General features: G+C 36.5%; 25 protein-coding genes. 13 read left to right on the forward strand and 12 right to left on the reverse strand.

From position 1 onward, the window contains the following. The first annotated feature begins 46 nt into the window (after positions 1–46). The 5 genes from QM538_04200 to folK all read left to right on the forward strand — a co-directional run bounded on the left by QM538_04200 (position 47) and on the right by folK (position 8,487). A complete protein-coding gene (locus QM538_04200; GenBank protein ID MDI9347686.1) occupies positions 47–4,921 on the forward strand; it encodes an HNH endonuclease domain-containing protein in 4,875 nt (1,624 codons plus the stop codon). A gap of 370 nt (positions 4,922–5,291) precedes the next feature. Continuing rightward, complete coding sequence (locus tag QM538_04205; protein ID MDI9347687.1) at positions 5,292–5,552, forward strand: hypothetical protein; 261 nt, start codon at positions 5,292–5,294, stop codon at positions 5,550–5,552. Then, complete coding sequence (locus tag QM538_04210; protein MDI9347688.1) at positions 5,553–6,482, forward strand: DUF4437 domain-containing protein; 930 nt, start codon at positions 5,553–5,555, stop codon at positions 6,480–6,482. Between the two features lie 20 nt (positions 6,483–6,502). Further along, positions 6,503–7,999 carry an AMP-binding protein gene (locus tag QM538_04215; GenBank protein MDI9347689.1) on the forward strand — a complete coding sequence of 499 codons (1,497 nt, stop codon included), beginning with the start codon at positions 6,503–6,505 and terminating at the stop codon, positions 7,997–7,999. Between the two features lie 2 nt (positions 8,000–8,001). Continuing rightward, positions 8,002–8,487 carry a 2-amino-4-hydroxy-6-hydroxymethyldihydropteridine diphosphokinase gene (folK, locus tag QM538_04220; GenBank protein ID MDI9347690.1) on the forward strand — a complete coding sequence of 162 codons (486 nt, stop codon included), beginning with the start codon at positions 8,002–8,004 and terminating at the stop codon, positions 8,485–8,487. Here folK and QM538_04225 read toward each other — a convergent pair. Continuing rightward, a complete protein-coding gene (locus QM538_04225; protein MDI9347691.1) occupies positions 8,474–9,850 on the reverse strand; it encodes an aldehyde dehydrogenase family protein in 1,377 nt (458 codons plus the stop codon). The two genes, folK and QM538_04225, sit on opposite strands and share 14 nt — an antisense overlap. A gap of 39 nt (positions 9,851–9,889) precedes the next feature. Between QM538_04225 and panB the strand changes: the two genes are divergently transcribed. After that, entirely contained in the window at positions 9,890–10,675 is a 786-nt protein-coding gene (gene panB / locus QM538_04230; GenBank protein MDI9347692.1) for a 3-methyl-2-oxobutanoate hydroxymethyltransferase, read from the forward strand. Between the two features lie 2 nt (positions 10,676–10,677). Next, complete coding sequence (gene panC / locus QM538_04235; protein ID MDI9347693.1) at positions 10,678–11,547, forward strand: pantoate--beta-alanine ligase; 870 nt, start codon at positions 10,678–10,680, stop codon at positions 11,545–11,547. Here the strand turns inward: panC and mutM are convergent. Genes mutM through QM538_04260 form a run of 5 tightly spaced genes read right to left on the reverse strand, consistent with a single transcriptional unit; the run spans position 11,539 to position 16,179 of the window. Further along, entirely contained in the window at positions 11,539–12,369 is an 831-nt protein-coding gene (gene mutM, locus QM538_04240; protein MDI9347694.1) for a bifunctional DNA-formamidopyrimidine glycosylase/DNA-(apurinic or apyrimidinic site) lyase, read from the reverse strand. The genes panC and mutM overlap by 9 nt on opposite strands. After that, positions 12,347–13,243, reverse strand: a complete 897-nt coding sequence (locus QM538_04245) for a DUF4340 domain-containing protein (GenBank protein ID MDI9347695.1) — start codon at positions 13,241–13,243, stop codon at positions 12,347–12,349. The genes mutM and QM538_04245 overlap by 23 nt, the downstream gene beginning before the upstream one ends. Then, on the reverse strand, positions 13,209–14,486 hold the full coding sequence (locus QM538_04250; protein MDI9347696.1) for a Gldg family protein: 1,278 nt from the start codon (positions 14,484–14,486) through the stop codon (positions 13,209–13,211). Before QM538_04250 ends, QM538_04245 begins: the two co-directional genes overlap by 35 nt. Continuing rightward, the gene (locus QM538_04255; protein MDI9347697.1) at positions 14,486–15,256 is read right to left on the reverse strand and encodes an ABC transporter permease subunit; all 771 of its coding nucleotides are present in this window, start codon (positions 15,254–15,256) and stop codon (positions 14,486–14,488) included. The genes QM538_04250 and QM538_04255 overlap by 1 nt, the downstream gene beginning before the upstream one ends. Beyond that, the gene (locus QM538_04260) at positions 15,253–16,179 is read right to left on the reverse strand and encodes an ABC transporter ATP-binding protein (protein MDI9347698.1); all 927 of its coding nucleotides are present in this window, start codon (positions 16,177–16,179) and stop codon (positions 15,253–15,255) included. Before QM538_04260 ends, QM538_04255 begins: the two co-directional genes overlap by 4 nt. A 44-nt stretch (positions 16,180–16,223) precedes the next feature. Here QM538_04260 and QM538_04265 point away from each other — a divergent pair, with 44 nt between their 5' ends. Both QM538_04265 and QM538_04270 read left to right on the forward strand, forming a co-directional pair. Further along, a complete protein-coding gene (locus QM538_04265; GenBank protein ID MDI9347699.1) occupies positions 16,224–17,417 on the forward strand; it encodes a fatty acid desaturase in 1,194 nt (397 codons plus the stop codon). Between the two features lie 16 nt (positions 17,418–17,433). Then, positions 17,434–17,772, forward strand: a complete 339-nt coding sequence (locus QM538_04270; protein ID MDI9347700.1) for a dihydroneopterin aldolase — start codon at positions 17,434–17,436, stop codon at positions 17,770–17,772. Here QM538_04270 and rpmG read toward each other — a convergent pair whose 3' ends face one another. The 3 genes from rpmG to QM538_04285 are packed head-to-tail and all read right to left on the reverse strand — an operon-like array spanning position 17,773 to position 18,941. Further along, positions 17,773–17,940: a 50S ribosomal protein L33 gene (rpmG, locus tag QM538_04275; protein MDI9347701.1), complete on the reverse strand. Its 168-nt coding sequence runs from the start codon at positions 17,938–17,940 to the stop codon at positions 17,773–17,775. It lies immediately after the preceding gene. Continuing rightward, positions 17,940–18,176 carry a 50S ribosomal protein L28 gene (gene rpmB / locus QM538_04280; protein ID MDI9347702.1) on the reverse strand — a complete coding sequence of 79 codons (237 nt, stop codon included), beginning with the start codon at positions 18,174–18,176 and terminating at the stop codon, positions 17,940–17,942. The genes rpmG and rpmB overlap by 1 nt, the downstream gene beginning before the upstream one ends. 24 nt (positions 18,177–18,200) lie before the next feature. Continuing rightward, positions 18,201–18,941: a pteridine reductase gene (locus QM538_04285; GenBank protein ID MDI9347703.1), complete on the reverse strand. Its 741-nt coding sequence runs from the start codon at positions 18,939–18,941 to the stop codon at positions 18,201–18,203. A gap of 27 nt (positions 18,942–18,968) precedes the next feature. Here QM538_04285 and QM538_04290 point away from each other — a divergent pair, with 27 nt between their 5' ends. Then, complete coding sequence (locus QM538_04290; protein MDI9347704.1) at positions 18,969–20,054, forward strand: SAM-dependent methyltransferase; 1,086 nt, start codon at positions 18,969–18,971, stop codon at positions 20,052–20,054. Beyond that, positions 20,051–20,815 carry an undecaprenyl-diphosphate phosphatase gene (locus tag QM538_04295; protein ID MDI9347705.1) on the forward strand — a complete coding sequence of 255 codons (765 nt, stop codon included), beginning with the start codon at positions 20,051–20,053 and terminating at the stop codon, positions 20,813–20,815. Before QM538_04290 ends, QM538_04295 begins: the two co-directional genes overlap by 4 nt. Here QM538_04295 and QM538_04300 read toward each other — a convergent pair. Both QM538_04300 and QM538_04305 read right to left on the reverse strand, forming a co-directional pair. After that, positions 20,808–21,947: a hypothetical protein gene (locus QM538_04300; protein MDI9347706.1), complete on the reverse strand. Its 1,140-nt coding sequence runs from the start codon at positions 21,945–21,947 to the stop codon at positions 20,808–20,810. The two genes, QM538_04295 and QM538_04300, sit on opposite strands and share 8 nt — an antisense overlap. Position 21,948: 1 nt before the next feature. Further along, complete coding sequence (locus QM538_04305) at positions 21,949–22,905, reverse strand: NAD-dependent epimerase/dehydratase family protein (GenBank protein MDI9347707.1); 957 nt, start codon at positions 22,903–22,905, stop codon at positions 21,949–21,951. A gap of 41 nt (positions 22,906–22,946) precedes the next feature. Here QM538_04305 and trxA point away from each other — a divergent pair, with 41 nt between their 5' ends. Both trxA and rho read left to right on the forward strand, forming a co-directional pair. Then, a complete protein-coding gene (trxA, locus tag QM538_04310) occupies positions 22,947–23,276 on the forward strand; it encodes a thioredoxin (protein ID MDI9347708.1) in 330 nt (109 codons plus the stop codon). A gap of 5 nt (positions 23,277–23,281) precedes the next feature. Continuing rightward, positions 23,282–24,538: a transcription termination factor Rho gene (rho, locus tag QM538_04315; protein MDI9347709.1), complete on the forward strand. Its 1,257-nt coding sequence runs from the start codon at positions 23,282–23,284 to the stop codon at positions 24,536–24,538. Between the two features lies 1 nt (position 24,539). Here rho and QM538_04320 read toward each other — a convergent pair whose 3' ends face one another. Then, positions 24,540–25,925, reverse strand: a complete 1,386-nt coding sequence (locus tag QM538_04320; GenBank protein MDI9347710.1) for a tetratricopeptide repeat protein — start codon at positions 25,923–25,925, stop codon at positions 24,540–24,542. Positions 25,926–25,937: the final 12 nt, after the last annotated feature.

The raw sequence follows: 25,937 nt of genomic DNA on the forward strand, positions 1-25,937 counted from the left end.
AATTTATATATATTAAATTCAATTATTGATATAATACAATAATTCTATGAATAATAACCAAGTTCTATCACCAATTGCGATTGACCTAGGCGCAAAAAACACTGGTGTTTATTTTGCTCATTACCCTGATTTAGATAACCTAAATAAAGAAGATCTAAAAAAATTTAGTTCAATTAGAACATTTATTATGGACAAAAAAACCTTTAGCTTGCTAATGAAGGATAGGACTGCCAGAAGACATCAAAAGAGAGCAAATATCAGAAGTAAATTAGCAAAAAGATTTTTTATTTTGATTGCACGGCAGGAGTACCCTGAGTTATTTGAGGATGATAATAAAATAAATGAAAATATTAAAATTGCCATTAGTTATTTTCTTAATCGCCGTGGCTTTTCTTTTGCTTCTGCATTAGAAAAATTAGATGATGAAGACAATAAACTTCTTGGAAAGCTACCTTCTCATTTTGTTGAAAAAATGTTATCAGCATTAGAAAAAAATGAGTACAGTAATGGTAAGGAAATAGCTCGGCTCATAAGAGCAATAGTTAGTGATCTGAATGAAAAAGATTTAAATTTATTAGAATTTGTAAAGTATAGAACTAATTCTCCAAATGAGTACTCTGAACTCCAGAAATTACTAAGAGTACCTATTGATGAATTTAAGAAAGAGTTAAGAAAGGAGATAGCTGGGCTAGATAAAATAAATGAAGATAAAAAAAGAAAAAAATTAATTGCTGATAAAAAGAAAAAAATAACTGAAGAATTTACTACAAGATTTGGAATATTGAGATTTAATGACTCTGAGCCTAAACTCCCAAACGACGAAAATGGGGATCCTGATTACAGTATTTCTGAAGAAAGTATACCAGATGATATTAATAATACAAACGAACGACTTAATCATTATTACAAATGGGTACTTTATTATTTATTTGAAATTATTAATGAAACTGGCAATTATCATAGAAAAGATTATTTTGAAAATTGCAGAAAAGACTATGAGTCTGCTAATAACGACACATCGATTGGGAAATGTATTCGTCAATTGAGAGAAAAAATAGGTGACAACAGAAAGATTGAGTTTCAAAATTTATTATTTAATATTTCAAACTTTCAGTTGAGATTATTTAGAAAGTTTTTTAATAATAAAGAGCATCAGACTGGTGATAAGTGGGAGCCTGAAAGATTAGATAAAATATTTATAAGGTATATCCGTTCTTGGCATGTTGATGCTCAAAAAGATGGAGCAGATAAATTAAAAATACGCAAGGATATATTAAGTAATTTTCATTCGCTAATATTAACCCATGGATCAAGAACAATTACTTTTTTAAAAAACACTACCCCAACCGATACTATCCCTCCCTATGAAGACCAAAACAATAGAAATATACCAAATTGTCAAAGTTTATTAATTAATCTCGATTATTTTAGTAACAAAAAACAATTCAAGTATTTTAATGAGTGGTATGAGATACTCACCACTAAGAAATTTGCAGCTAATCTAGATTCAAAAATGGATTTATCGCTATCTGTGGAAATTAATAATACCCTTTCCAGTTATGATAATTATCTAAAAAGAACGCAATCCAAAACGCATTCAATTAACACCTATTTAAATAAAATAATTAAGGATACGAAATCAAGAAAACTTGCATTTGTACTTGATAGTATTAGAACTCTACACAAAGGAAAGAAAAAGGATGCTGTTGAATATTTACTTTCACATATAGAACAAAATTCAAATAATAATGAAATTAAAATAGGATTCAGTGATTTTATTTATCAATATTATTGGGCTATTGATAATTCTAAAAATACTAAAGTCAACCAGCTTAAATATACTGTGAATAAAAATGAAAATCCAGATCCTAATATTCAAAAGAATTTCCCAAAATACATAAAAAATTATTTCAAACAAAATTCCATACTATTAGAGTGTGAAGGCAAAACTCCTTCCAAAAACAATACCTTTATAGAGAGTATCTGTAACATTTTATTAATTCTAAAATCTGATATAAAAGAAGATTTAATAAATGATAAAAATAAAATTAATGAACTCCAAAATAAATTAATAGATGGATTAAAAAGTAAAAAAATATCAAGAAGTAGTGTATATTCACATTTAGAAAAATGTGCTAAAGCTCAGAAAGATTATAAAAATATACTAAATGAAAAACTGAAAGAGATAAAAAATAAAGAAGATACTATTGATAAAGAAGACAAACCATTAAAAAATATTTCTGATAACATTGAAATTGCAACAGACGAAATTATTAATGTAGCAAATACTACCTTTCAAATTAATAAACACTTGATAGATAGAACTAAAATTAATAATATTTATACCCATGCACAACTCTTTTCTTTTTTAGATGATAGGAAGGGGTATTCTACAATTTGCAGATATTGTGTAGAAGATAATTTAATTAGACTAACTAAAATAAATAATACTGAGAAAAGAATTACACATAGGTTAAGCGCATCCTCAGTAAGGATTATTGATGGAGTTGTAGAAAAATATCTAGGTCATCTAGCTAGAATTATTGCAAATTCAAAATGGCAACAAATCAAATCTTACAATTTAGAAAAAGGCGCAACTGTAAATATTCCTGTTTTTATAGAAGAAAATAAATTTGATTTTGAAGTTAATTTATCTATATATAAAGGTAAAAATAGTAAAAAAGTCAAGAAAAGTAAAATATATTCGCTTGAAGATAGAATCAAGGACACAAATATTGATATCTGTCCATACACTGGCAAAAAGATCAATAATATGGGTGAGTTAGATCATATATTACCCAGAAGTTATACGACAAAATATTTTAAACAAGTGTTTAATTCCGATGCTAATTTAATTTATGTCTCACAAGAAGGTAATAGAGATAAAGAAGATAGGTTATATAAATTAAGCAATTTGAACACTAATTACCTTAAAGTGGTTTTTCCTGATTGTAAAGACACAGATGAAATAAGTAATAAAATTATTGCGAATATCCCAAAAATATTAAAAGACTATAGTAATTTTGCAAATTTAAATAGTACTGATCAACATATTTTAAGACATTCATTATTCCTCCCAGAAAATCATCCTATGAGAAAACGAGTTATTGAAGAAGTCCTAATGACACATAATAAAACTAAAGTAAATGGTACCCAGGGTTACTTTTGTAAGCTGTTGAGGGATGAGCTTATTCAAAGAAACAATGGGGAGTTTAATTTAGATTTTTACTTTCAAAGAATTCCTGCATTAGAGGTCTCTTATTATAGAAAAACACTATCTAAGGAAGAGCAAAAACAAGAAAAGCAGCCACCCTATTCGCATTGTATTGATGCTATGCTCATTTTTACTACTGGTATGCTGAATATTTTTGATAGTTATTCTGATTCAAACAAGATTGAAAACTTAGTACCAATCCAGCAATCATGGAAATTAGCTAATGTACTACTTTCTTTATTGACAAGTAAAAGCAATAAAAATATTCAAGACACAAAACAACTACTACATAGTATTTATTCATTAATTAAAGTAAATGAATCAGATCATAGTGTAATTCCAATAGAAAGAAGCACAAGGGATACCATAAACGTATCGCATAGAAAATTATACGAAGACAATTTTTATGCACTTCGAATTTATCCATTATGGTTAGGATGCAAAAAACAAAAGAAAGAATCAGAAATTATTTTATCTTACGGTTTTAATGAAAAAACCATAAGCGATCTTTCGGTAAAAAATAAAAAATTAATATTAAAATATTTATACTTACTATCTGAAGATTCTGTTACCAAGTTACGAAACTGTGGAATTAGTGATGAACTAATGTCTAAAAAACTTAGTGATATTGAGTTGATAGCCGTAGAAAATAAACTGCAAAACTATTTTAGTACTTCTAACCAAAAACTATTCTGGTTAAATATTGATCGTGCAAAATTCTTGGAGTTTTATAAAGATAATAATATTTATCTAAATAAAGAGTCTGATAAGGATGAAGATGTCGTTTATTATAAGGTTGTTTCAAACGAATTAACCTATAAAACAACGCGAGAATCTTTATACAATATTTTCTATGATGAAAAAGGTAATTTTAATAAAAAGAAATTATCCAAAGAACATATTAAGGAATCGACCAACGATCCTAATGTTGAAAAAATATTACTTAAGATTTATGATAATTTGATTAAAAGTGCAAACCCAGATCTCTTTGCAGATGATTTAAAGGGTAAAAATCGAGACATTGAAATACTAAAAGAAATTTTCCAAAAGCCTAGAATTGAATTAAATCATAGGTCATATAAACAAAAATTATCTATACCGATTAATTCTAAAGATGGAGCATACATTACCTATAGAAAAGGTTGGGATAACTCAAAAGTAATTCAAATCTCTAAAAAATCTAATAATGTACCGCAAAAAAAATACTACATAGATACTTCAAAATTAAAAGAACAAACAAATGATATTTATAATACCAAAAATAATAAAAGTATAGATGTAAATGATATTATTTCTAAACATGCTATTGAAATTAAAAAAGGCACCGAAATTAATATAAAAAAGTTGTTAATAGACTTCAGTAAATATTCTAATTTTCTTAAGACTTTAGATAATATTATAATTATTCAGATTACCAATAGATTGGATTTAGAATTATTATTTAAGCAAAATGTAAAAATAGATGACATACTTAAAAAGTCTATCCATACTTTATTTGATATTCGTAATATAGCTGAAGAAATAAAAAAGAATGATGATAAGGATGTAGAAGATAGAGTTTCTGAAAAGACAATTGTTGATAAACATTTGTTATTTTATTCAAATGTAAATAGTAATTCAGTAATCATGACAGTGAAAGGCTGTAGAAAATTTATGGGTAAAAGTTTTAAAAAATTATTACCCAATTATATTTTAAATAACAACTGATCTTCCCCCATTTATTTAGTTATTAGTTCAGCTATTAGTGCATTGTAATGTTCTAATAGAGGGGATGTTAAATATCAAAGTTATGATAGTATGCTCCATTGACCTTCTATTTGTATTTGATCAGCTAATAGAGTATTGTTTTGTGAGTGGGATGTGCTTGTTAAAGTGGCAGTTATTTATATGAGTTTGAGGCTATTCACCCTTACTATGATGGTTGAAGTACTAAATGTTTAAGGTAATTTGGTATAGTTGATGGGGAAGGTTGGTGCTTTTAAGTGCTTGTTTTTTGCTGTTTTGCACGCTAATACAGGGTTGGTAGGAAAAATAATGTAATCTAGTATAATATAATCTAGTATAATATAATATTGATATGTACGGAACTAAGATACCTCATAAAGTTAGTAAAGATGGCGCAAAGTGGCTGAAACGAGAGATTGCAGTGCAGGTTGCTTTGTATAAGCGAATTGTAAAGTCTATGGATGCGTTGAGTGTTGTTCGTGATAAGTGGTACAGTGAATTTTTAGAAAGGATACAGGTGCGTGGCTTTAATGCTGATGGTGATGTGCGAGTTAAGATTAAGCCTACTGATATTCCTGTGAAGCCAAAGCGAAAAGATAAGGTGGTTTGGTAAATGACCCGTCCGCATATTGAGCCGTTTTGTGATCGTGATATTCCGTTTAGGAATATGACATTGGCTGGTTTTGGTCGTGGTTTGAAGTACAAAACTCTAAGTTTAGATCCTGAAACAGGCGCTTGTTCGCTGACTGTTATGATGCCTGGCGGCTATCGTCAGCCACCTGGTTTGAGCTATAGCGAACTTGAGATTATGGTTGTTGAAGGTTCGATGGTTGTTGGTGGTCGTACGGTTGGTCGTGGCCATTATTTCTTCGTGCCTGCTGGGTACGCTATGCCTGCGATAAGCACTCAATCGGGTTGCTTGTTGTTGTATATGTATAATACTGGTATTCCTAGTTTTGAGGCAAGTAGTGAGCACCACGCGCTATGTGCTGTGTCTCGTTATCACGATGTTGATAGTTATAATGATATACCTTGGGCTGCTGGGAATATTGCCAAGCCTTCCGTTGCTTCTGGTTGTATGATTAAGTTGTTGAATTATAATCCTGAATCATTAGCCATGACATTTTTGTATTGTATGACACCGCACTTCTGGCAGGATAATATCTCTTACCATGATTGTGCTGAAGAGTCATATCATCTATGGGGTACTTCATGGATGATGCAGTTTGGTGATGTGCCGACTGGAGGATATTTCTGGAGACCTGCTTATATTAATCATGGAGCGTTTGCTAGTGAGTTGGGTTGTATAGCATTGGGTAGGGTAGATTCCAAATTATTTAATCATTTTCATTATAATCCTTGGAGTACTCCAAAAGAAAACCGAGAACGATCTGCGGCTCGAGTTATGAAACGAGATCCCTTGTTATATAAATGGATAGTTAGTTATGGGCATAATCATCCACATGGACCAAGCGATTTTGAGGATACCATGGTTCGTCAAGGTCATCTTCATTTTCATGGACAGCTTCCTCATAAACATTAAGTTTATGCACATACATAAATATGCCGACCTGTCTGTGGTCTAGATTTAGTGTTCTTGTAGAGCAATTTCCAGAAAACGATGCTTTTTTTATTGATGGAAAAGAGCATATCACCTATAGTAAATTACAATACCGTGTTGTTCGCTTAGCTCGCTTTTTGCAAGAAAAGGGAGTGGCGACGACGAGTAAGGTGTTGCTACAATGTGAGAGCCCAGTATCTATGACTTCATTAATACTCGCATGTGATCTGCTCGGTGCAAAGGTTATGATTGGTAGCTTATCCCATGGTGTGCATGGGCTAGATGCTTGTTTAAAAACTTACAAACCTAATGTCGTTATCCATGATAGTCTGAAAATCAATCGAGTACTGGGTGAGCGAGTTGTTAAACAGGCCACTGGAACTACGATTGAGTGGTTAGATACTGCCAACTATTGGGGGATGCTTGAACCATTTTCTCCTTTAGATTTTTCTGACCACATTGAACGATCCTCGAGCATACAGTTTATTTCTAATAAATCAAATGATTCAGAAGTATTTATGTTTGAGGCTGAGATTGAGCAGTTGATTGCCAACGCTGGGCGAGTGTGTGAATTTTATAATATCAATCCATTAACTAGAATATTTCATACGATGGATTGGAATTCTCGGGTCGGATTGTTTGTGCTTTTTCATGGTTTTTGTTTAACTGGCGCAACTGCAATTATTTCTACTGATTTTTCTTATCGTGATAAAATTAAACAGATAACCCATGCCGACCTGTATCTGGATAACGCACTGCACATCACTGAGCTGATTGAAGACGAATTAATCCAAAACTTAAAAATAGAAAGAATTCCTGAAACATTTATATGTGTTTGCGGTCGACTCGCTTTAAGCTATCAGATGAGATTCTATCGTGAATTTAAAACAAAAATATTTATTTCTTTTGGTAAAAGTAACTTCGGCTTTATTGCAACCACAACGTTACATGATGATAAACCTTCCTTGCTGACTTTTACTAAAGTCCTCTCCGAGTATGAATTTAAATTTAATCCTATTGATAATCCTCCCGTTCGAGATGAGTGGAGTCCCCATAGTAGAACCATTGGTGAGCTAATCATGGTTGATAAAGACACAAAAAAAGAAACAGCATCAGGCATTATCGCTACTGTAATTGGCACCACACTGCATTGTTATGGTAGTTTACAAAATTTGCCCGAACTACATCAATTACGCATTAGTGAAATTGATTTAGAAAACTACATTATGTTGATGCCTTCCATTGTTAATTGCATAGTAATTATGGTACCCCATCCGCACCATGGCGCTGTTCCAATTGCGTTAGTGATATTTTCCTCAGAATTAGAAACTTTTAATTCTGATTTACTCCGAGGGGTAATGTATGGAAAAATTACTTGTTATAAAATTCCAAAGAAATTTATTCAATTACCTAGTTTTCGTTATGATAAATGGGGAGAAGTGGATAGATTGTTTTACCAAAGCCATTACTCAGATCTATATCAACACCTAGTTGGTTAATAGTGAAGTGTGCAATCGGCCTGGGAAGTAATTGGCATTACCCTCTGGTACAAATCATTAAAGCATTGACCATACTTCGCCAGGATCATGCATTTAAGCTCATTACTCATTCCTCGTTGTATCAAAGTTTTCCAAGCGAGTGTTATCTCCCCCAGCCCGAGTATCTTAATATTGTAGTCATTGGCGATAGTGTATTAGAGGCACCATGCCTCTTACAGTCTTTGCAGGCGATTGAGCGAAGGCTAGGTAGGACACCAGCCAGAACAATACAATCATACTATCCTCGCGTTATTGACTGCGATTTGCTTTGGATGGAGCATTATCAAAGTACCAGCGTAGAGTTAACCTTACCTCATCCAGGTATAGTTAAACGAGATTTTGTCTATTATCCTTTCTGTGAATTGTTACCAAATCAATTAATTGACGGTGACGCACCGTTAAAACTATCAACCACTAGAATCATTAGCCCAAACCCTATTGGTTTTTAAACATCGTCAGAGGTATAGGTGGTTTGGTTTGAAAGAGCAAGGCTTGTTTGCGAAAGAATCTCGTTAGCCCGACATCCCCCATGCGTGACGCCCCTAATCCTGACTGAGCAAAAGAATTTTTTTCTACATCATAGAGTGTAGTGGTTAATCCAGCATCATGAATGCTTATCGCACCGGCTTTAATTTGTTTTGCAATAGCTATAGCTCGTGCTTGATCGTTGCAAAGCACAGCAGCTGAGAGGCCAAACTCCGAATCGTTAGCCAAGGCGATTGCTTCCTCGTCGCTCTTAAAAGGCATGAGTGGAATTACCGGACCGAAGGTTTCTTCTTGCATAATTCGCATGGAATGGTTTACATTAGTAAGGATGGTGATAGGGCACCAATGGTAGCCTTTAGATTCTTGCCATTCACCTACGCTATATGGAATAGCTCCTTGTCCAATAGCTTCATCAATCTGCTCTTTTACAATAGTCGCTTGAGGATGATGAATAAATGGAGTTTGGGTGCCGTTCTGTGGATCAGTTGCGGTAGAGGTGATATCTTGGATTTGCTTTTTTATTTCTTCTAATACCTTCTGGAAAATTGAATGGTGAATATAGACTCGTTCAATAGATTGGCAGGCTTGACCACTTCCTGCGCAGCTAGATCTAATAATGACACGAGCCGCAACTTCTATGTCAACATCTTCACATACCAGTAATGGATCTTTACCTCCCAACTCTACTATTGCTGGAATAAGGCGAGAGGCGGCTTGCACTGCTACTTTTCTGCCGGTGGTTACACTTCCGGTAAAGCAAATTAAATCTACTTCATCGATGAGCGCTTTTCCTACTTCACCATCGCCTAGCACAATGGCAAAAATGTTCTGTAAAGAAGGAACTTGATGAATTGCTTTGCGTATTGGGGTGGCGAAACGAGGAGTGATTTCACTTGGTTTTAATACCACACTACATCCGGCAAGAAGTGCTGGTATAGCATCAGCGAAAGAAAGCGTAAGTGGATAATTCCATGGGCTGATGCAACCAACGACTGGATAGGGATGATAGACCTGTTGATAGGTTACCGATGGTTGGACTTGAGATATACCGGTTTCTTGAAGTTTACATAGCATTGGAGCTCTGGCGCACCAATGATCTATTCTCTGGTAGAGTAAAAATAATTCTAATTTGCTTAATCCAATACGCTTACAATCTTCACACATGGCTTCAAAGAGCTCAGATTCTACTGATTGTATTGCTTGTTTAAAAGCTTGTAATGTTGCAACCCTCGTTTCAATTTCACTAGAGGCCCAGGCTGGTTGTGCTTTCCTAACACTATGCACTATATGTTGTACTTCTGGTATGGTAGTAGCAGTAAATTGCATGGGTTAATCATTATACCTAAAGTCATGTAAAATATTTTTATGCGTTTAACCATTCACGATATCAATCAGCTTAAAAAAGCCAAGAAAAAAATAGTCTGCGCTACTAGCTATGATGCTAGTTTTGCACAGATACTTGATAGTCATGTGGATATTCAGTTGGTAGGTGATTCTTTGGGCATGGTTGTGCAGGGTCATCAGGATACCATAGCAGTTTCTCTTGAAGAGATGGTCTATCATACTAAATGCGTGGTACGGGGTTCAAAAAAATCAATGGTTATGGCTGACACACCCTTTCTTAGCTGTCGTAATGTAGAACAAACCTTTATTACTGCACATGCTCTTCTGGCTGAAGGTGCTACAATTTTAAAAATAGAGCATGCTTCAATACAACCGATGCTTATTCAATCGTTAAGTGAGCAGGGTATTGCGGTTTGCGCTCATATTGGATTACGACCGCAGCATATTCTTAAAAAAGGGGTTTATCAATACGAGGGTGTTACTTCGGAAAGTAGTGCGCAGTTGTTTGAATACGCTAAACATTTAGAGATGGTTGGCGCTTGTATGATTTTATTAGAATGTGTACCAGCAAAACTTGCACTAGATATCACTAATGCGTTGCAAATTCCAGTAATTGGAATTGGTTCTGGGAAAGATTGTGACGGTCAAATTTTAGTCACGTACGATATCATTGGGTTATCTGCCAAGGCTCCTTCTTTTTCTAAAAATTATCTTAGCACCACTACAGGGATCTCACAAGCGTTGAGTAACTATGCTCGAGAGGTGCGCGAGGGTAGTTTTCCTGATCAAAGCCACATTAAGTACTAATCATGGCGGAGGTATTAAGGTCCTGTGCACTCCTACGCGCTTGGAGAGATAAACAAAAATCAGTGGTGCTTGTTCCTACCATGGGCAATCTGCATCAGGGTCATCTATCGTTATGTCAGCAGGCAAAAAAATATTCTGGAAACCTTGTAGTATCAATTTTTGTTAACCCTACCCAGTTTGAGCGCTCTGATCAATATAGAAGCTATCCGAGAACACTGGATGCTGACCTAGCATTGTTATCAACCGTTCTTGACGAGACAGATGTTGTATTTGTGCCCGATGAAAAAGAAATGTACCCTCATAGTAAAGAAATTGAATCACAAAAAATTGAAATTAATGTTGGTGGGATCGGGCAAGTACTTGAAGGGGCTTTTCGTGCTGGGCATTTTTCTGGGGTTGCAACTATAATTCTTAAATTATTTCATGTGGTTTCTCCTCACCGTGCATTATTTGGTAAAAAAGATTACCAACAGCTCCGCGTGATAGAGCGACTCTGTGCAGAGCTACTAATACCAGTGACTATCGTTGGAGCTGAAACCGTTCGCGCTGAGTCTGGTCTGGCGCTTAGTTCTAGAAATCAGTTTTTAAGTGAACAGGAATCCAGTATCGCCCCGCTGTTTTACGCTACATTAAAAAAACTTGCTAATGTAATGCAGCAAGATGGCGACAAGGCAAGCACTATTGCTGAATCTATTAAAAGCCTTAATGCAAAAAACATTAGCGTTGATTATTTAGAATTATGGGATCAGCAATTGATGAGGCGTTTTGACGATGGAGACTCGCTTGCTGGGACAAATGGCTTTGTCTTACTTGGTGCTTGCAGAATGGAGAAGGTTAGATTGCTTGATGCCTATGAATTTAATTTACATTAACATAGGCTGGCAATGAGGGCAGTAGTATGTGCTCCTTGATGCCTGAGTAAAAACTTCAATGGCGGTGTGGCACATAGTACATGGCTGAGCTGCTCGGTCGTACACTTGATGTGAGAAGGAAAAATACCCAAGCGTACCTTCTGGATTAGTAAAGGTGCGAATAGAACTTCCACCTTTGCGAATGGCTCGCTTCATGATAGTGGTAAGTGCTTTAGTTAATGTTTGTAATTGTACAAGCGAGAGGTTTTGAGCGCTGGTGGCTGGATGAATGTTACTGGTAAATAACGCTTCGCAGGCATAAATATTACCTACCCCAGCTACGATAGTTTGGTCAAGTAAAAAAGTTTTAATCGCAACCGAAGTTTTTTGTGCTTTACTGAATAAGTATCGAGGGTGACATTGCGTTTGGTTAAATAAATCTGGACCAAGCTTGCTCAGAGAAGGTAGCGCATCAGACCCTTCTAGTGAAATCATTCCGAAGCGCCTGGGATCGTTATAAATTAAATGCAGGAGGTTTTGAGCTTTAGTAAATGAAAAAATGCAATGGTCATGGTTTTTTTTGTTTACCTTGAACTCAATACGAACGGTTCCACTCATACCTAAATGAATAATAATAGTTTTGCTTGAGAAGTTTAGCAAGAGATATTTACCATGGCGCGAGACCGTTTTTAAGGTCTGGTGATACAAGGGATAAAACTCTCTAGTTTTAGGGATAGGTTTTCGTAGGGATAGTTGGCTAGTAGTTACTTTAAACAATGAAGCGTCAAGTAATTGTTTAGAAATATACTGTGCGCAAACCTCAACTTCCGGTAGTTCCGGCATGAGAAGGAGGGGTAAGTAATCTTTGATAGTCAGTTGGATTTAAAAAATACACAACTCCTGCTGCAATATCTTCCCGAATCAATTGATCGTTTACAAATGAATCATATTTTTGCGTGGTACCATTCGCTAAGGTTATAGTAATAGTGACGCTTGGTTTAATCGGGGTTTGCTTAGTTATTTGTCGTGGCGCTACAGAGTCTGCGCTTATAAACGACACCGCATCAATCCAACTGTTAATGTCTTTCGCGGTAAGTTGTTTGTCCTCTCTGCCCGTAATGACATAATCAGCACCTAGTTTCTCTTTTGTGATTGTAAAATTACTTGAGAAGTTCTTGGTTGATTGTACTTCTATTGACATGATAGTTTGCTGAGTTGGAATAAGATTTTTGTCAAGCAAATCATAGGGGTTTTTTGAAATTAAACTAAAGCGATAGTTCTCGATCAGATAGACTAAATCTTGATAGCGGACATAGCGCTGTTGAGTTACTGGATTTTGGTTTCCAAATGCGATTGAGTGGTTATTTAGTATAAGTGTGACTGTAGGTTGATTAAGAGCGTAGGTAGATAGGTTTAGGTTGGCTACTGACCCAATAGTATCTATAATAGTTGACTCAAGGTAGTTAGCTAGCTCTCGTAATTTTGCTTGATCGGCTCTGGCACTAAAGGGATGAGTGAGCAACCAGTCTTCTTTTTTTAAGAACTGTAATTTATTTTCCGAATAGGAGATAGTTAGTTCAGTTACCGTCACCCCTTTGGCTAGGCTTGGTACAGTTTTCTCATTAGAATATTGCACCCAGTACCAAATACTAACAGCAATGATTGCAATCAGTAAGGTGAGATTAAGAAGATTTTGTCGTAGGAGTTTCTTTACCATTGTGATATGCTCTTGAGCGTTTCCACCAGATCATCAGTCCATAGACAATGAAACCAAGCGCAAATATAAACAAGAACAATGATTTAAGTGGGGAAATTTCATTTTCCATGGTTTGATCGGGTAACGCAGGGGTTTCAAGATTCAGTGAAGATACTTCACCCAGTACCGTATTGAAGAGGTTGTTAGCTAAGAGCAGATTAGCACCGCTTTGTATATATTTATTCGCAAATATATCAGCATCAGAAACTATATAAACTTTCTGTTCACTGTCTGTGGAAGCTAAACTACGAGAAAATTCATATCCAAGTACTGCACCTTGCTTGGTAACGATCATTTTTTTTGCAGTCCATGAGTTCACTGTAGAAGTTGTGATTTCGCGAGGCTGAAAAAATAGTAGAAACGTTCTGAGTTCTTTTGTAATAGGTAATTCTTGATTTCCAAAACCTATTACCAGTCCAGTTTTATCGGGATCGTCAAGTTCAATGAGAGTTGGTTTTTTCAAAGTAATCCCAAATTCTTTTTCTAAAAATTTAAGTAAATTATTTGTCGTGGTGTCTTCAAGCAAAAACAGTGCATTACCTCCTCGGTTAATGAATTTTGCAAGTTGTTCTACTTCTTGTGGACGATAGTCGGTAGTTGGACCTGGGACAATAATACTTTTAACATTGTCAGCAAAATTTTCAAATTTTACCAGACTATAGCTAGAAAGTTGCATACCTCGTTGAAATAGGATGTTAGCCAACAAACTATAATCATGAAGTTGTTCACCATTAATGGAGCGTTCGTTATGATCGGCTAGGAAAAATAAAGTTTCTTGTGAGCCACGCAGTAAACTTTGCAAGGCAATGGTAATTGCTCGTTCGGTAATGGCATTTTGAATTCGCCGTGCTGCCAGCTTGTGTTTAAGCACTAATTCTACTGGTGCGGTAACTGCTTCTGATTGCGCTAAGTCGGGTCTCTGTTCTATTGAGATAATTGAATATTTGAATAACGGGCTAGCGTCGGCGTAGCGCTGAAGCAGAGTTTCAAACCCACTGTTAGTGCTATTTTCTTTGTCAACATACAGTGTGATTGTAACAGGTTCTTTGTATTGGGCTAAGGTTTTAATGGTTTCAGGGCGCAGGCTTGAGATTTTGCTATAGCTGACATCAAGTTGTGAGGTGAGCTTAGGCGCTAGCTGCGATGAGAGCGCTATGAGTGCAATAATAAAAATATAGGTAATCAGATGTGGGATTTTTTGCATTATTGTTTTCCAGACAAACGATAGGATTCAAGATTTTGATAGGTAAGGATAAGAAAAGAAAAAGTCATGACAACAAAATATAAACCATGATTAAAAGAAAGTACACCTTTAAAAAAATCATCGGTGTGGTTACCTAGGCTCAACCATTGTCTAAGGGTGGTGAGAAATCCATCAGCGTTAATGATAGAGGATGAGATACCTATTAACCATACCAGCGCGATTGCTGAAAAAGAAGCTATCGCTATGGTGAGTGAATTGTTAAAGATAGTTGAACAAAATAAACTCACCGAGCAATAGAGCGATAAGATTAGTAACATTCCGAGACTAGCACTAGCTAGATGCAGGTAGTTTAGTTCAGTTTCACCCGCAAAATAAAAAATAATTGAGATTACTTGTAACGCGAGTATCAATAGGCAAAATAATAGAATGCCAAAAAACTTTCCAAGTACGAGCGATGGAATTGAAATAGGTGAACTTAATAAAAGTGTAATGGTGTTATTGGCGCGCTCCTCACCAAGTAATCGTATTGAGAGTAAAGGAACTATAAAAATCGCAATGAACATAAATATAGATAATGTTGGCGTCGCGAGTGATGAGGTAATCCCGATCGAGCTCCCACTTTCCACAATGCGGTCTTGCTGAGTTGAGTAGAAGTAGGTGTTAACAAATAAGAAGTACGAAAAAATTAGTTGTGTTATACCTATGATAATCCAAGCTAACGGAGTTTTAAAATTTCTTTTGAGATCTAATAACGCAATGGTAAAAATCATGATGATGTCAGTTGTAAAAACACTGCCTCCACATTGGTATGCTGTCTTGTGATTTCAAGAATATTCCATGCATGGGTAACAGAATGGGAAAGCAACTCGTTGTAATTGTCACTGTCTGCAGGTAATGGACTAAAGGTTATTTTGAATTGTGTGTCGGTTATGGCTTGTGCTGAAGTGATCGATGGAAGATTTTGTAATTCAGCAAGGGTAGGGGGGTGTCCGAAGGTAACTAGTACCGTTGGGGTGGAAATGGCTAATTGCGATTTTTCTTTATCAAGGAGAATTTCTCCGTTGTGAATTATTAGTATGCGATCGCATAACAATTCAGCTTCGTAAAGCAAATGGGTGGAGATTATTACCGTGTGTTCTTTGCGCAATTCTAGTATCAAGTCTCTGATATGTTGTATTTGCACTGGGTCAAGTCCTGAGGTTGGTTCGTCAAGTACCACGAGTGTTGGGCTATGAACAATTGCCTGAGCGATTGCGGTTCTTTGTTGGTAACCTCTCGATAATTGGCCGACAAGCTGGTCAGCTCTAGCGGTAATTCCACATCTATCCATGACATAGTTAACTGCTTCTTTGATTTTATTCTTTTTAACTCGGCGAAGTGTCGCACAGTAGGTTAAATACTCTTGAACGGTTAGTTCTTTGTAGAGGGGGAGTTGATCAGGTAAAAACCCAATCTGTTCTTTGCTTTTAATTGGCTGATCTCTAAGCGAATAATTGCAAATTGAAATAGTGCCTTCGCTAGGAGGTACAACACCGCAAATCATGGACAAGGTAGTGGTTTTGCCCGCCCCATTTAATCCGAGTAATCCAACTATTTGACCTCGTGATAATTGAAAGCTAATGTTTTTTACCGCTTGATTGTTGCCAAAAAACTTACTTAAATTATGACAAGATAATACTAAATTCTCATTCATATCGGTCACTATTATACATAAAGTTCATGCTGTATACTGTGTACATGATACTTATAGATTTCTTATCCAATGGAATAACTGGCCTAGATTGGCCGACCGGGTTATTATTGACTGCGCTCTCATGTCATATTACATTATTAGGTGTTACGGTCTATCTGCATCGTTGTGAGTGCCACTTAGCCTTGACGCTCCATCCAGCCGTCAAGTATTTTTTTAGATTTTGGCTTTGGCTTACTACTGCAATGTCAACTCGAGCGTGGGTTGCCATACATAGAAAACACCACGCTAGAGTAGAAACCCAAGATGATCCGCATAGTCCGTTTGTGTATGGAATTCGTGTGGTTTTGCTTCAAGGTGCGGAGCTCTATCGAAAAGAGGCAAAGAATCAAGAAACCCTAAATGAATATGGTCATAACACCCCAGATGATTGGTTAGAAAGAAATATTTTTTATGGCAAAAGAAATAGGTATGGGATTTTTATATTGCTAGGGTTATATATTCTGATTTTTGGTGCAAAAGGAGTAACCTTTTGGGCATTACAAATGATGTGTATACCATTCTTGGCTGCTGGAGTCATTAACGGCCTTGGGCACTATTTCGGGTATAGAAATTTCAACACTCCAGACGGTTCTACTAATATTGTTCCGCTCGCATGGATAATTTGTGGTGAGGAACTACATAATAACCACCATGCCTATCCTAGCTCTGCAAAATTTTCTTTAAATTGGTGGGAGTTTGATCTTGGTTGGTTGTATATACAAGCATTACAATTTATTGGTCTAGCCAAAATTAAAAAAACAGTTCCTCGTGTTATGTTTGATTACAGCAAGCTTACACTTGATACCCAAGCATTAAAAGCCGTGTTTAATGCGAGAATGCATGTGGTGGCAAATTACATTCAGACGGTGATAAAACCTCTCCTCTCTCATGCAGAGTCTCAAGCTACTCATGAAGATAAAATAAAATTACGCGCACTCAAGAAACAACTAATGGCGCGTGATATTTTTTCAAAAAAAATAGAACTTGATTCACTGTTAGTTCGCTACCCACGCTTATCGTTGGTATGGCAATTTAAGCAACAGTTGGATGCCATTTGGAATTCTAAATTTGAGAATCAAGAACGGTTGTTGGTCGCCATGGGTGATTGGTGTACTTCGGCTGAAAAATCTAATGTACCCGAGCTGAAAGGATTTGTCCGTATGCTCTGCGCCTATCAAGTTGAAGCACACTGGAAATAAAAAAATTTTGGTCTCGGTGGACTCTATTGAGCTATTTGTTCAATTAGGTGTGTCTCCACAAGAACGCTCAAAACCCCAACGAGTGCGATTTAGCGTAGTGTATATTCCGCAGTGTTATTTGGATAGTGGGGAAGATTTAATTTCAAAAACAGTAGATTATGAAGGCATTGTGCAGATTTTACAAAAGCTTGCAAGCACTCATACCTTTCACCTTGTTGAATATCTTGCCGAGCGTTGCGCGTATGAGTTATTTTCTAACTTTGAGCTAACCTGGATTAAAGTGACCGCAACAAAATTCAACCCGATGCCATCGGTTGAGTCAACTACTGGGTATTGTGAATTGGGTGAAAATTAATTACTTAATTTTGCCTTCTTTATAAGGCACATGCTTGCGCACGACAGGATCAAATTTTTTTAATTCAAGTTTTTCTGTTGAATTTCTTTTGTTCTTTATTGTTGTGTAAAAATGACCAGTTCCGGCACTTGAGACCATCTTGATTTTTTCACGAACTGATTTTGCCATTATACGACAATTCCTTTTTTGCGTAACCGTACGATAATTTTTGCAATACCGAGTTTATCCACAGTCCTGATGCCACTAGCACTTAAGCGAAGTCTAACAAAGCGATTTTCTTCCTCGTACCAAAACTTGTGATGGTGAAGATTGGGAAGAAACCTCCTGCGACATTTATTATTAGCGTGTGAAACGGTATTACCCACTTGAACGCCTCTACCTGTAACTTGACAAACTCTACTCATGATATGGAGGGTATTTTAACACACCTATAGTTGAAGATGTCTACCACCATCTAAGGCGATAACCTGCCCAGTGGTATAAGTGGCATGTTCTGCTAAATAATACGCAGATTGCGCAACTTCTTCCACAGTGCCAAGACGGTTTAATGGTATTTTTGGCAAAACTGCTTCTGGCTTTGTAGCGGGGTCTTGATTATGCTCTGCCCATAGTATCGTGCCAGGTGCTATAGCATTAACTCGGATATTTGGGCTGAGTTCAATGGCGAGTGATTGTGTGAGTGCAAGCAGGCTAGCTTTTGTAATGGAATAGACTACATGACGAGGCATGGGTCTAAATGCATGAATATCAATTATATTTATTATTGAACCTTTAGTTTGAAGGAGCGCTTCAGTAGCATGTTGGCAAATGCAAAGTGGTGCATAACAATTAGTATCCATGAGTTCGTCCCAGTCAGCTCTTGTAATGGTACCGATTGGAGTGGGAAAAAAACTTGAAGCACAGTTAATTACTAAATCCAACCGCTTAAAATGTTTTAGACAAGTATCCACTAAAGCGATTGGTTGGCCTGGAGATTGAAGCTGGGTATTGATTGCTATAACTGAGTTTGGTTGCTTGTCATTAAGTGATCGGCTAAGCTCAGTTGCTTGAGTGTGGGATGTAGCGTAACTAAAGCACACCCTGTAACCATGCTGATGAAAATGCTCTACGAGGGCTTTACCAATTCTTTTCGCACCCCCAGTTATTAGCATTACTTTTTCAAATTTCATTGTAATGGTTAGTATAAACTAGAAACCATGAAACTGCAAAGCTTCGATCAATTTATGGAGCAATCTCTCTATTGCCCCAATGCTGGATACTATGATCGCGAAATACCAGTTATGGGTCACACAGGTGATTTTTTAACTTCACCACATCTATCACCACTTGTTGCGCAATCATTGGCGTATCAGTTCGCTCATTTGTATAGAGAAGATTCTTCGGTTAGTATTGTAGAGTTTGGGGGAGGTACTGGAAAACTTGCGTTTGATTTACTTACCACGCTACAAACATTGGGTATTGTTACTATTCGATACTTCTTAGTTGAAAAAACTAACGCAAGTATTTTATGGCAAGAAAAAACCCTTGCCCCATTTTTACCTCAAATTACTTGGTGTAAATACCATGAACTTGATTCTATTGAACTGCCACCCAATGCTATGGTTGTATTCCATGAGGTGCTCGATGCATTTCCTGCAAAACGAGCCTTGAGAACGGATGATGGAGTGCTCGAGCAGTATATGCAAGAATCCAGTCCTGGAATATGGACAGCGATTTTTGCAGAAGCCTCTCGCGAACTTGCCGAAGCGAGCCAGATCAAGAATGGTGAGTTGCTTAATGCAATTCCTGAGGGTAATGAATTTGAACTTCGAATAAATTTAGCGCATACTCTTAATGTACTATTGCGGAAAATCACTCATGCCCATCTTGTCATTATTGATTATGGCGAACCAGCCACTTTCTATTATCGTCAAGATCGGTTGTATGGCACCTTAAAGTTTTTTCCCCCTCACTATAATTTAGCCAAACTTCCTTTTGGCAAATGTGATATTAGTGTTGACGTTAATTTTAGTGAGGTTGCAGAAGCGTTGCAGTCTATCGGATATACTATTGAAATGTTTCTTCCCCAAGGTATGTGGCTATTAGAACATTGTTTTTCTTCAAAAGCCCCAAGCGTATCTCATACCAATTTGTTTGAGCAAGTTAAATATCGTACTTCAAGTGTATATCTAGTTTCTCCCAGTGGGATGGGCGACCAATTTAAGGTATTAATTGCAAATAAAAATATTTCCACCCCTTGGTTAGATCGATTTGCTCGTTATGATTGCTCTGAGCGTCTATGACTGATACTTTTTTTAGCTATACGGTGCTGGCCATGGTGCAAGGCCTCTGTGAATTTTTACCTATCTCTAGCTCAGCGCATCTTGTATTAATGTCAATGTGGTTAGAAATGCATGAGCATAGCTTAACGGTGGATGTTGCTCTGCACTTTGGTTCTCTCATTGCAATTATTCTATATTATAGAAATGAACTTATCCAATTACGCGGTAACCCACACCTGCTCCGTATGCTTGGGTTGGCATTTTTACCAACCCTTATCACGGCACCTTTTATAGCTGAAAGTATGGAACTGTTTGGTAGAAACACAATTTCAATTGCAGTGATGCTTATCGTGTTTGCAGTGGTATTGTATTTAGCTACAAGGCGCCATGGTGTTTCGGGGCTTGAATCTATCACAGTACCTATGGCCTTGTCTATTGGTGCTGCGCAACTGCTTGCTTTTTTCCCAGGTGTATCTCGCTCTGGAGTTACTATTTCTGCCAGTTTGTTTTGGGGAATTAAAAAAGAATCTGCAATTTATTTTTCATTTCTCTTAGCCATTCCAACCATTGCTGGAGTAACCGCATATCAGTTTTTTCAAGTCATCAGAAAGGGAGAACAACTTGATATACCTTTGATTGGTTATACTGTTGTGGTAAGTGCGCTAGTTTCATACTTTGCACTACATGCACTCGTAACAATTGTGCGTCGTATTGGCTTTTTACCTTTTGTAATCTATAGGATTTTGTTAGGAGCGATTCTCCTAACCTACGCGACTATTTAATTTCTGCCCAGCGGTACGGTCTTCTGATTTTACACATTGCCGCGCATCGTTGCTTGTCAATTTCTTTGGTAATTTCTTCTCCCTCAAGTCTTAATCGCATAAGTGATTTTCCTGTTACAGTTTTGGCTACATGGAGCATAGTTTGTAGAAATTTAGTTTGTGGATGTGGTATGTTTTGGTACTCTGCCCTTGATTTTGATACCAGTTCGCAGCAAGTCAAGAAATTTTCATAGACTTCACCTTGCTTAAAGCCATTGCAATCATAGAGTAGCGAGAGTATATTAGAAATTGTTAACGTTGGCGAATGGTAATAGCTATTAAAATTTTTTCTTACCTTAGTAACTAATTCAGTGTATCGGTTGGGAACAGGTAACCAGTTGGTAAAATTGATTATATCCGAATCGCTCGCTCTTGCACAGAAACCTGCAAATCTAATCAGTGGAGAGGAATTATGAGCACTTATGTATCGCAAAGCCTCGCGACAGGGTTGCTCAAATAGACTTTTCAGTCCCGTGGTGCTTGCGTAGGTAGATGAAATTAACACCTCTATAAATGCGTCAGGGTCTTGATAGGTGAAAGCCTTTTCAAACTCTGTCCATAATCGTTCTACGCTGAGACTGGGTAATTCACCATTATTTACAATCTGTATTACAAGTTCTAAAGTTTCAGGCGCAATGGTAAAGCCCAGTGGTTTTAATTTTGCATAAAAACGCGCTAAACGAATTAACCTAAGTGGGTCCTCTGAAAAAGCAATTGAGGTGTGGCGAATTATTTTATTTTTAATATCTTTCATTCCCTCACAAGGATCTATGTATGTTCCTGATTTTTCATCAAATGCAATTGAATTTATGGTGAAGTCTCTTCGCCATAAATCTTCTTCTAATGTTACTTTTGGAGAAAAGTCACAAATAAAACCAGTGTAGCCAATTGATTTTTTTACCTCTGTTCGTGCTAAGGCATATTCTTCATTGGTAATTGGGTGTAAAAATACTGGAAATTGTTTACCTACTTGACGATACTTTAAAGATTCCATTTCACGAGGGGTTGAGCCAACCACAACCCAGTCTTTTTCCAAAACTGGTAAGTTTAATAAAGAATCTCTAATAGCACCACCGACCAAATAAATATCCATATCACCCCAATTTTCTAAATTGACTATACTCACCCATTTGAGTTATTAAACCGAGTAGCGTGGGAAGCATATGCTCTAATTTTGTTGAAGTGGTTTTTAGGTTTTTGACCGATCGATCTGGCGAATGTTCTAAACTTCTCAGCATGTCTACGCTAAGCGTTGTATTATGGGTTAGTTCTGAAAGAAATCCTATCAGGTAACTTATCCACCTAGGAATCGTTATGGCACTTCTTCTTTTTCCAAGAAAAAGTAAATACTGCCTCTCTATTAATTGGTGTATCTGTAGCAAGGAAAGATCCTCAGGTCCAAGTACATCTATAATTTTTCCATAGGTAGAATAATCTTCAAATGAATCAATAATCAAACTGGTAAAGTCATTGATATAAATGGGAGCGATAATTGAATGAGGTGAAATTACTGGGTAAAAATAGGGAGACAGGCGAACTATAGATGCGAAAGTAGATATACTTGAATCGCCAAATCCATACAATAATGATGGTTTAAATGTAGTGCAATTGGTATATTCATTGCAGTAGGTGTGGAGATACATTTCTGACTCTCCTTTACTTCGTAAATATCTGCTTGCCGCTGCATTAGCATCGGCGTGGTGTGCGCTGATATGAATGATTCTCGGTAGTTGTAAGGTGTTAATTTGCTCAACAAGCATTCTAACTATTCCAGAATGTACATCTCTAAACAATGCTTTTTTTGTTTGATTGAGTATTCCGATACAGTTAATAACTATATCTACCTCTTGCAAAAGTTGCTTCAGTGTGTTAGCATTATAGCTAGGAAAGGTAAGTAGAGTTACATTTGGAAGTATTTTTAAATCGGAATTCCAAACAGACTTTCTTGAAGTTGCAAATATTGTATAATCATAATGTAATTTAGAAATTTTAATAGCAAGCGATCTCCCCAAAAAACCATTACCGCCTAGAATTAAAATTTTTTTACCCATATAATTAATTATAACACAATCAACCTATCGAGGAAATAACTATGAATAATAAAATACATGAATTGACTAACGCAAATTTTGATGAAGTGGTGCGCAAGGCTGAGAAGCCAGTGCTGATTGATTTTTGGGCTGCTTGGTGTGGTCCTTGTAAAATGTTTGCTCCAGTTTTTGAAGAAGTTGCAAGTACCCATAGTGAATCAATGGTATTCGCGAAGCTTGATGTTGATGCTGCTCCAGAACTTGCGGGCACGTATAATATTAGAAGTATTCCGACACTCATGGTGTTTAAACAAGGAGAACCAGTATTTCAACAGGCTGGCTCGTTAGCAAAAAACCAACTTATTGAACTAATAGAAAAAATAAAAGGATAGGCTGTATGAATTTAAGTGAAGTTAAAAAGAAATCAATTGCTGTATTAATTGAAGAAGCCAACCAGCTTCAAATTGAAAATCCAGCGCGGATGAGGAGACAGGAGTTAATGTTTTTACTTCTCAAACAGTACGCAGATCGTGGTGAAGATATTGTTGGCGATGGCGTGCTAGAAATTGTTCAAGACGGGTATGGTTTTCTGAGATCTCCCGATGCGTCTTACTTGGCCGGTCCCGATGATATTTATGTTTCACCTAATCAAATAAGAAAATTAAATCTCCATACTGGAGATACGGTTGCTGGTAAAGTTCGTCCACCAAAAGAAGGTGAACGGTACTTTGCTTTGATTAAACCTGACGAAATCAACTATGAGCCAGCTGAAAATGTAAAAAATAAAATACTTTTTACTAATCTGACGCCCTTACACGCCGATAAACACCTAAAACTTGAACGAGGAAATGGCAGTAAGGAGGATATAACTGCTCGAATTATAGATTTAGTAGCCCCAATTGGTAAAGGGCAACGCGGATTGATTGTCTCTCCACCAAAGGCTGGTAAAACGGTGATGTTGCAAAACATTGCTCGAAGTATCAATGCTAATTTTCCAGAATGTTTTCTAATTATTTTATTGATTGATGAAAGACCTGAAGAAGTTACGGAAATGCAACGATCGGTACATGCGGAAATAGTCTCTTCAACATTTGATGAGCCAGCTAATCGACATGTCCAAGTTGCGGAAATGGCCATCGAAAAAGCAAAACGGTTAGTAGAATCTAAAAAGGATGTGGTGATACTTCTTGACTCAATCACAAGGCTAGCGCGTGCCTACAATACCATTTCACCTGCTTCAGGTAAAGTACTTACTGGTGGTGTTGATGCTAATGCTTTGCATAAGCCAAAGCGATTTTTTGGTGCAGCAAGGAATATTGAAGAGGGGGGTAGTTTAACTATTATCGCTACCGCGCTGGTTGATACGGGATCTAAGATGGATGATGTGATTTATGAAGAATTTAAGGGCACTGGAAACATGGAAATACATTTAGAGCGAAGAATTGCCGAAAAAAGAATTTTTCCTGCTATTAACATTAACCGTTCAGGTACAAGAAGAGAAGAATTACTTATCGGGCATGATGAGTTAACTAAAATTTGGATTCTCAGAAAAGTACTGCATGCAATGGATGATTTAGAGGCCATGGAATTTTTGCTCGGCAAAATGCAGGCAACCAAAACGAATTCTGAGTTTTTTGACTCAATGAAACGCTAACTTAATACCAACCAATAGTTTTTAATAGTGCTTTCACTTCTAAAGAAGTGGGGGCAATTGAAGTTAAAATTTTAAGATCTTCACGAGCCTTTGCGTTTTTATTTTGCGAGATATAGAGTTTAGCTCTTTCTAGATAGGCACCGACACTACCCTTATTTAAATCAATTGCTTTGCTGAAGTCTTGTTCAGCCGCGCTTTCATTGTTAGCTTCAAGATAAATTAAACCGCGGGTTACATATAATGAATCATCCAGAGAGTTTAAAGCGATTAACTTTGATACATCTCGCAACGAAGATTCGTAATCTTTGGTTTTTCTGAAGAGGTTGGCTCGGTTAAACAGCGCGCTTTGATAATTGGGTTGCAATTGTATTGCCTTGTTGTAGTCCTTTAATGCTAATCCATGTTGATTGTTCTTTTCAAAAATAATACCCCTCAAAAAAAACGCAGTAGAATTATTCGGATCTAATGCTATGGCTTGATCATATACCTCTCTGGCAGTTTGGAATTCATTTAAATTACCTCGTATAATTCCAAGTTGTAATAAAAATTCAATATTTTTTGGCTGGGAACTGATGACAGTATTAATGTCAACAAGCGCCTCAGAATATTTACCTATGCTATTGTTACATTGCGCCCGTTCAAAGAGATACTCATTGGTGTTGGGTTTTAATTGTAAGGATTTGTTGAAATCGTTAGTTGCATTTTTGCAATTGAGTTTGCTTTTATAAGCCAAGCCTCGTAAGAAAATTAATCGATCATTGTTGCTATTTAGTGCAATTCCTTTTGAGGTCTCTGAAATTACTTTATCGTTTTTACCTAATTCATAAAGTATCTGTGCCGAAGCGAGGTAGGTTGAGTCACTTGGTTCAAGTTGATTTATTGTTGAGTAGTCTAGATAGGCAAGTTGTTTGCTTTGCAGTGCGAGATACAAAGAGGCACGAAGGGCATAGTATTTAATATTCCGCTCATTTTCTATCAGTGCATTGGTAATAAGTTGTAATGCTTTTTGATATTTTTCTTGTTTTTTGTAAATAGTCGCTAACTCAAAAGCTACTTCATGATAACTTGGTCTTATCTCAATTGCTTTTTCAAAATCTGCAATTGCTTCTGGTGTTTTATTAAATTTAAGATGTATATCACCTCTGAGTTTATACGCTACTGCATTTGTTGGTTGAAGTGTAAGTCCTTGATTGAGCAAGTCTAAAGCTTTTTGGAAGTCTTCGCTCACTAATGCTTTATTAACCTGATCAAAGATTTCAATTAGCGTAAGCGGTGCGACGGGTGGTGCGGCAAGTGGTGTATCGGTAGTTTTTAGCTCATTGGCGTAACCCACAGAAGTAACCAATGAAATGGAAAGTAAAATTAATGATTTTATAATGATATGCATAGTTTTATTTTA

The sequence above is a fragment of the Candidatus Methylacidiphilales bacterium genome (genome assembly GCA_030054035.1).
Classification (GTDB): domain Bacteria; phylum Pseudomonadota; class Gammaproteobacteria; order JASGCS01; family JASGCS01; genus JASGCS01.

Excerpts from the sequence above, each read along its gene's own strand:
- QM538_04260 (MDI9347698.1), bottom strand. The coding sequence starts at position 16,179 with ATGAATGAGAATTTAGTATTATCTTGTCATAATTTAAGTAAGTTTTTT.
- QM538_04205 (MDI9347687.1), top strand. The coding sequence starts at position 5,292 with ATGTACGGAACTAAGATACCTCATAAAGTTAGTAAAGATGGCGCAAAG.
- QM538_04200 (MDI9347686.1), top strand. The coding sequence starts at position 47 with ATGAATAATAACCAAGTTCTATCACCAATTGCGATTGACCTAGGCGCA.
- rho (MDI9347709.1), top strand. The coding sequence starts at position 23,282 with ATGAATTTAAGTGAAGTTAAAAAGAAATCAATTGCTGTATTAATTGAA.
- QM538_04285 (MDI9347703.1), bottom strand. The coding sequence starts at position 18,941 with ATGAAATTTGAAAAAGTAATGCTAATAACTGGGGGTGCGAAAAGAATT.
- QM538_04265 (MDI9347699.1), top strand. The coding sequence starts at position 16,224 with ATGATACTTATAGATTTCTTATCCAATGGAATAACTGGCCTAGATTGG.
- mutM (MDI9347694.1), bottom strand. The coding sequence starts at position 12,369 with ATGCCGGAACTACCGGAAGTTGAGGTTTGCGCACAGTATATTTCTAAA.
- QM538_04295 (MDI9347705.1), top strand. The coding sequence starts at position 20,051 with ATGACTGATACTTTTTTTAGCTATACGGTGCTGGCCATGGTGCAAGGC.
- rpmG (MDI9347701.1), bottom strand. The coding sequence starts at position 17,940 with ATGGCAAAATCAGTTCGTGAAAAAATCAAGATGGTCTCAAGTGCCGGA.
- trxA (MDI9347708.1), top strand. The coding sequence starts at position 22,947 with ATGAATAATAAAATACATGAATTGACTAACGCAAATTTTGATGAAGTG.
- QM538_04290 (MDI9347704.1), top strand. The coding sequence starts at position 18,969 with ATGAAACTGCAAAGCTTCGATCAATTTATGGAGCAATCTCTCTATTGC.
- rpmB (MDI9347702.1), bottom strand. The coding sequence starts at position 18,176 with ATGAGTAGAGTTTGTCAAGTTACAGGTAGAGGCGTTCAAGTGGGTAAT.
- QM538_04300 (MDI9347706.1), bottom strand. The coding sequence starts at position 21,947 with ATGGATATTTATTTGGTCGGTGGTGCTATTAGAGATTCTTTATTAAAC.
- panC (MDI9347693.1), top strand. The coding sequence starts at position 10,678 with ATGGCGGAGGTATTAAGGTCCTGTGCACTCCTACGCGCTTGGAGAGAT.
- QM538_04210 (MDI9347688.1), top strand. The coding sequence starts at position 5,553 with ATGACCCGTCCGCATATTGAGCCGTTTTGTGATCGTGATATTCCGTTT.
- QM538_04305 (MDI9347707.1), bottom strand. The coding sequence starts at position 22,905 with ATGGGTAAAAAAATTTTAATTCTAGGCGGTAATGGTTTTTTGGGGAGA.
- QM538_04255 (MDI9347697.1), bottom strand. The coding sequence starts at position 15,256 with ATGATTTTTACCATTGCGTTATTAGATCTCAAAAGAAATTTTAAAACT.
- QM538_04250 (MDI9347696.1), bottom strand. The coding sequence starts at position 14,486 with ATGCAAAAAATCCCACATCTGATTACCTATATTTTTATTATTGCACTC.
- QM538_04225 (MDI9347691.1), bottom strand. The coding sequence starts at position 9,850 with ATGCAATTTACTGCTACTACCATACCAGAAGTACAACATATAGTGCAT.
- QM538_04320 (MDI9347710.1), bottom strand. The coding sequence starts at position 25,925 with ATGCATATCATTATAAAATCATTAATTTTACTTTCCATTTCATTGGTT.
- QM538_04245 (MDI9347695.1), bottom strand. The coding sequence starts at position 13,243 with ATGGTAAAGAAACTCCTACGACAAAATCTTCTTAATCTCACCTTACTG.
- QM538_04215 (MDI9347689.1), top strand. The coding sequence starts at position 6,503 with ATGCCGACCTGTCTGTGGTCTAGATTTAGTGTTCTTGTAGAGCAATTT.
- panB (MDI9347692.1), top strand. The coding sequence starts at position 9,890 with ATGCGTTTAACCATTCACGATATCAATCAGCTTAAAAAAGCCAAGAAA.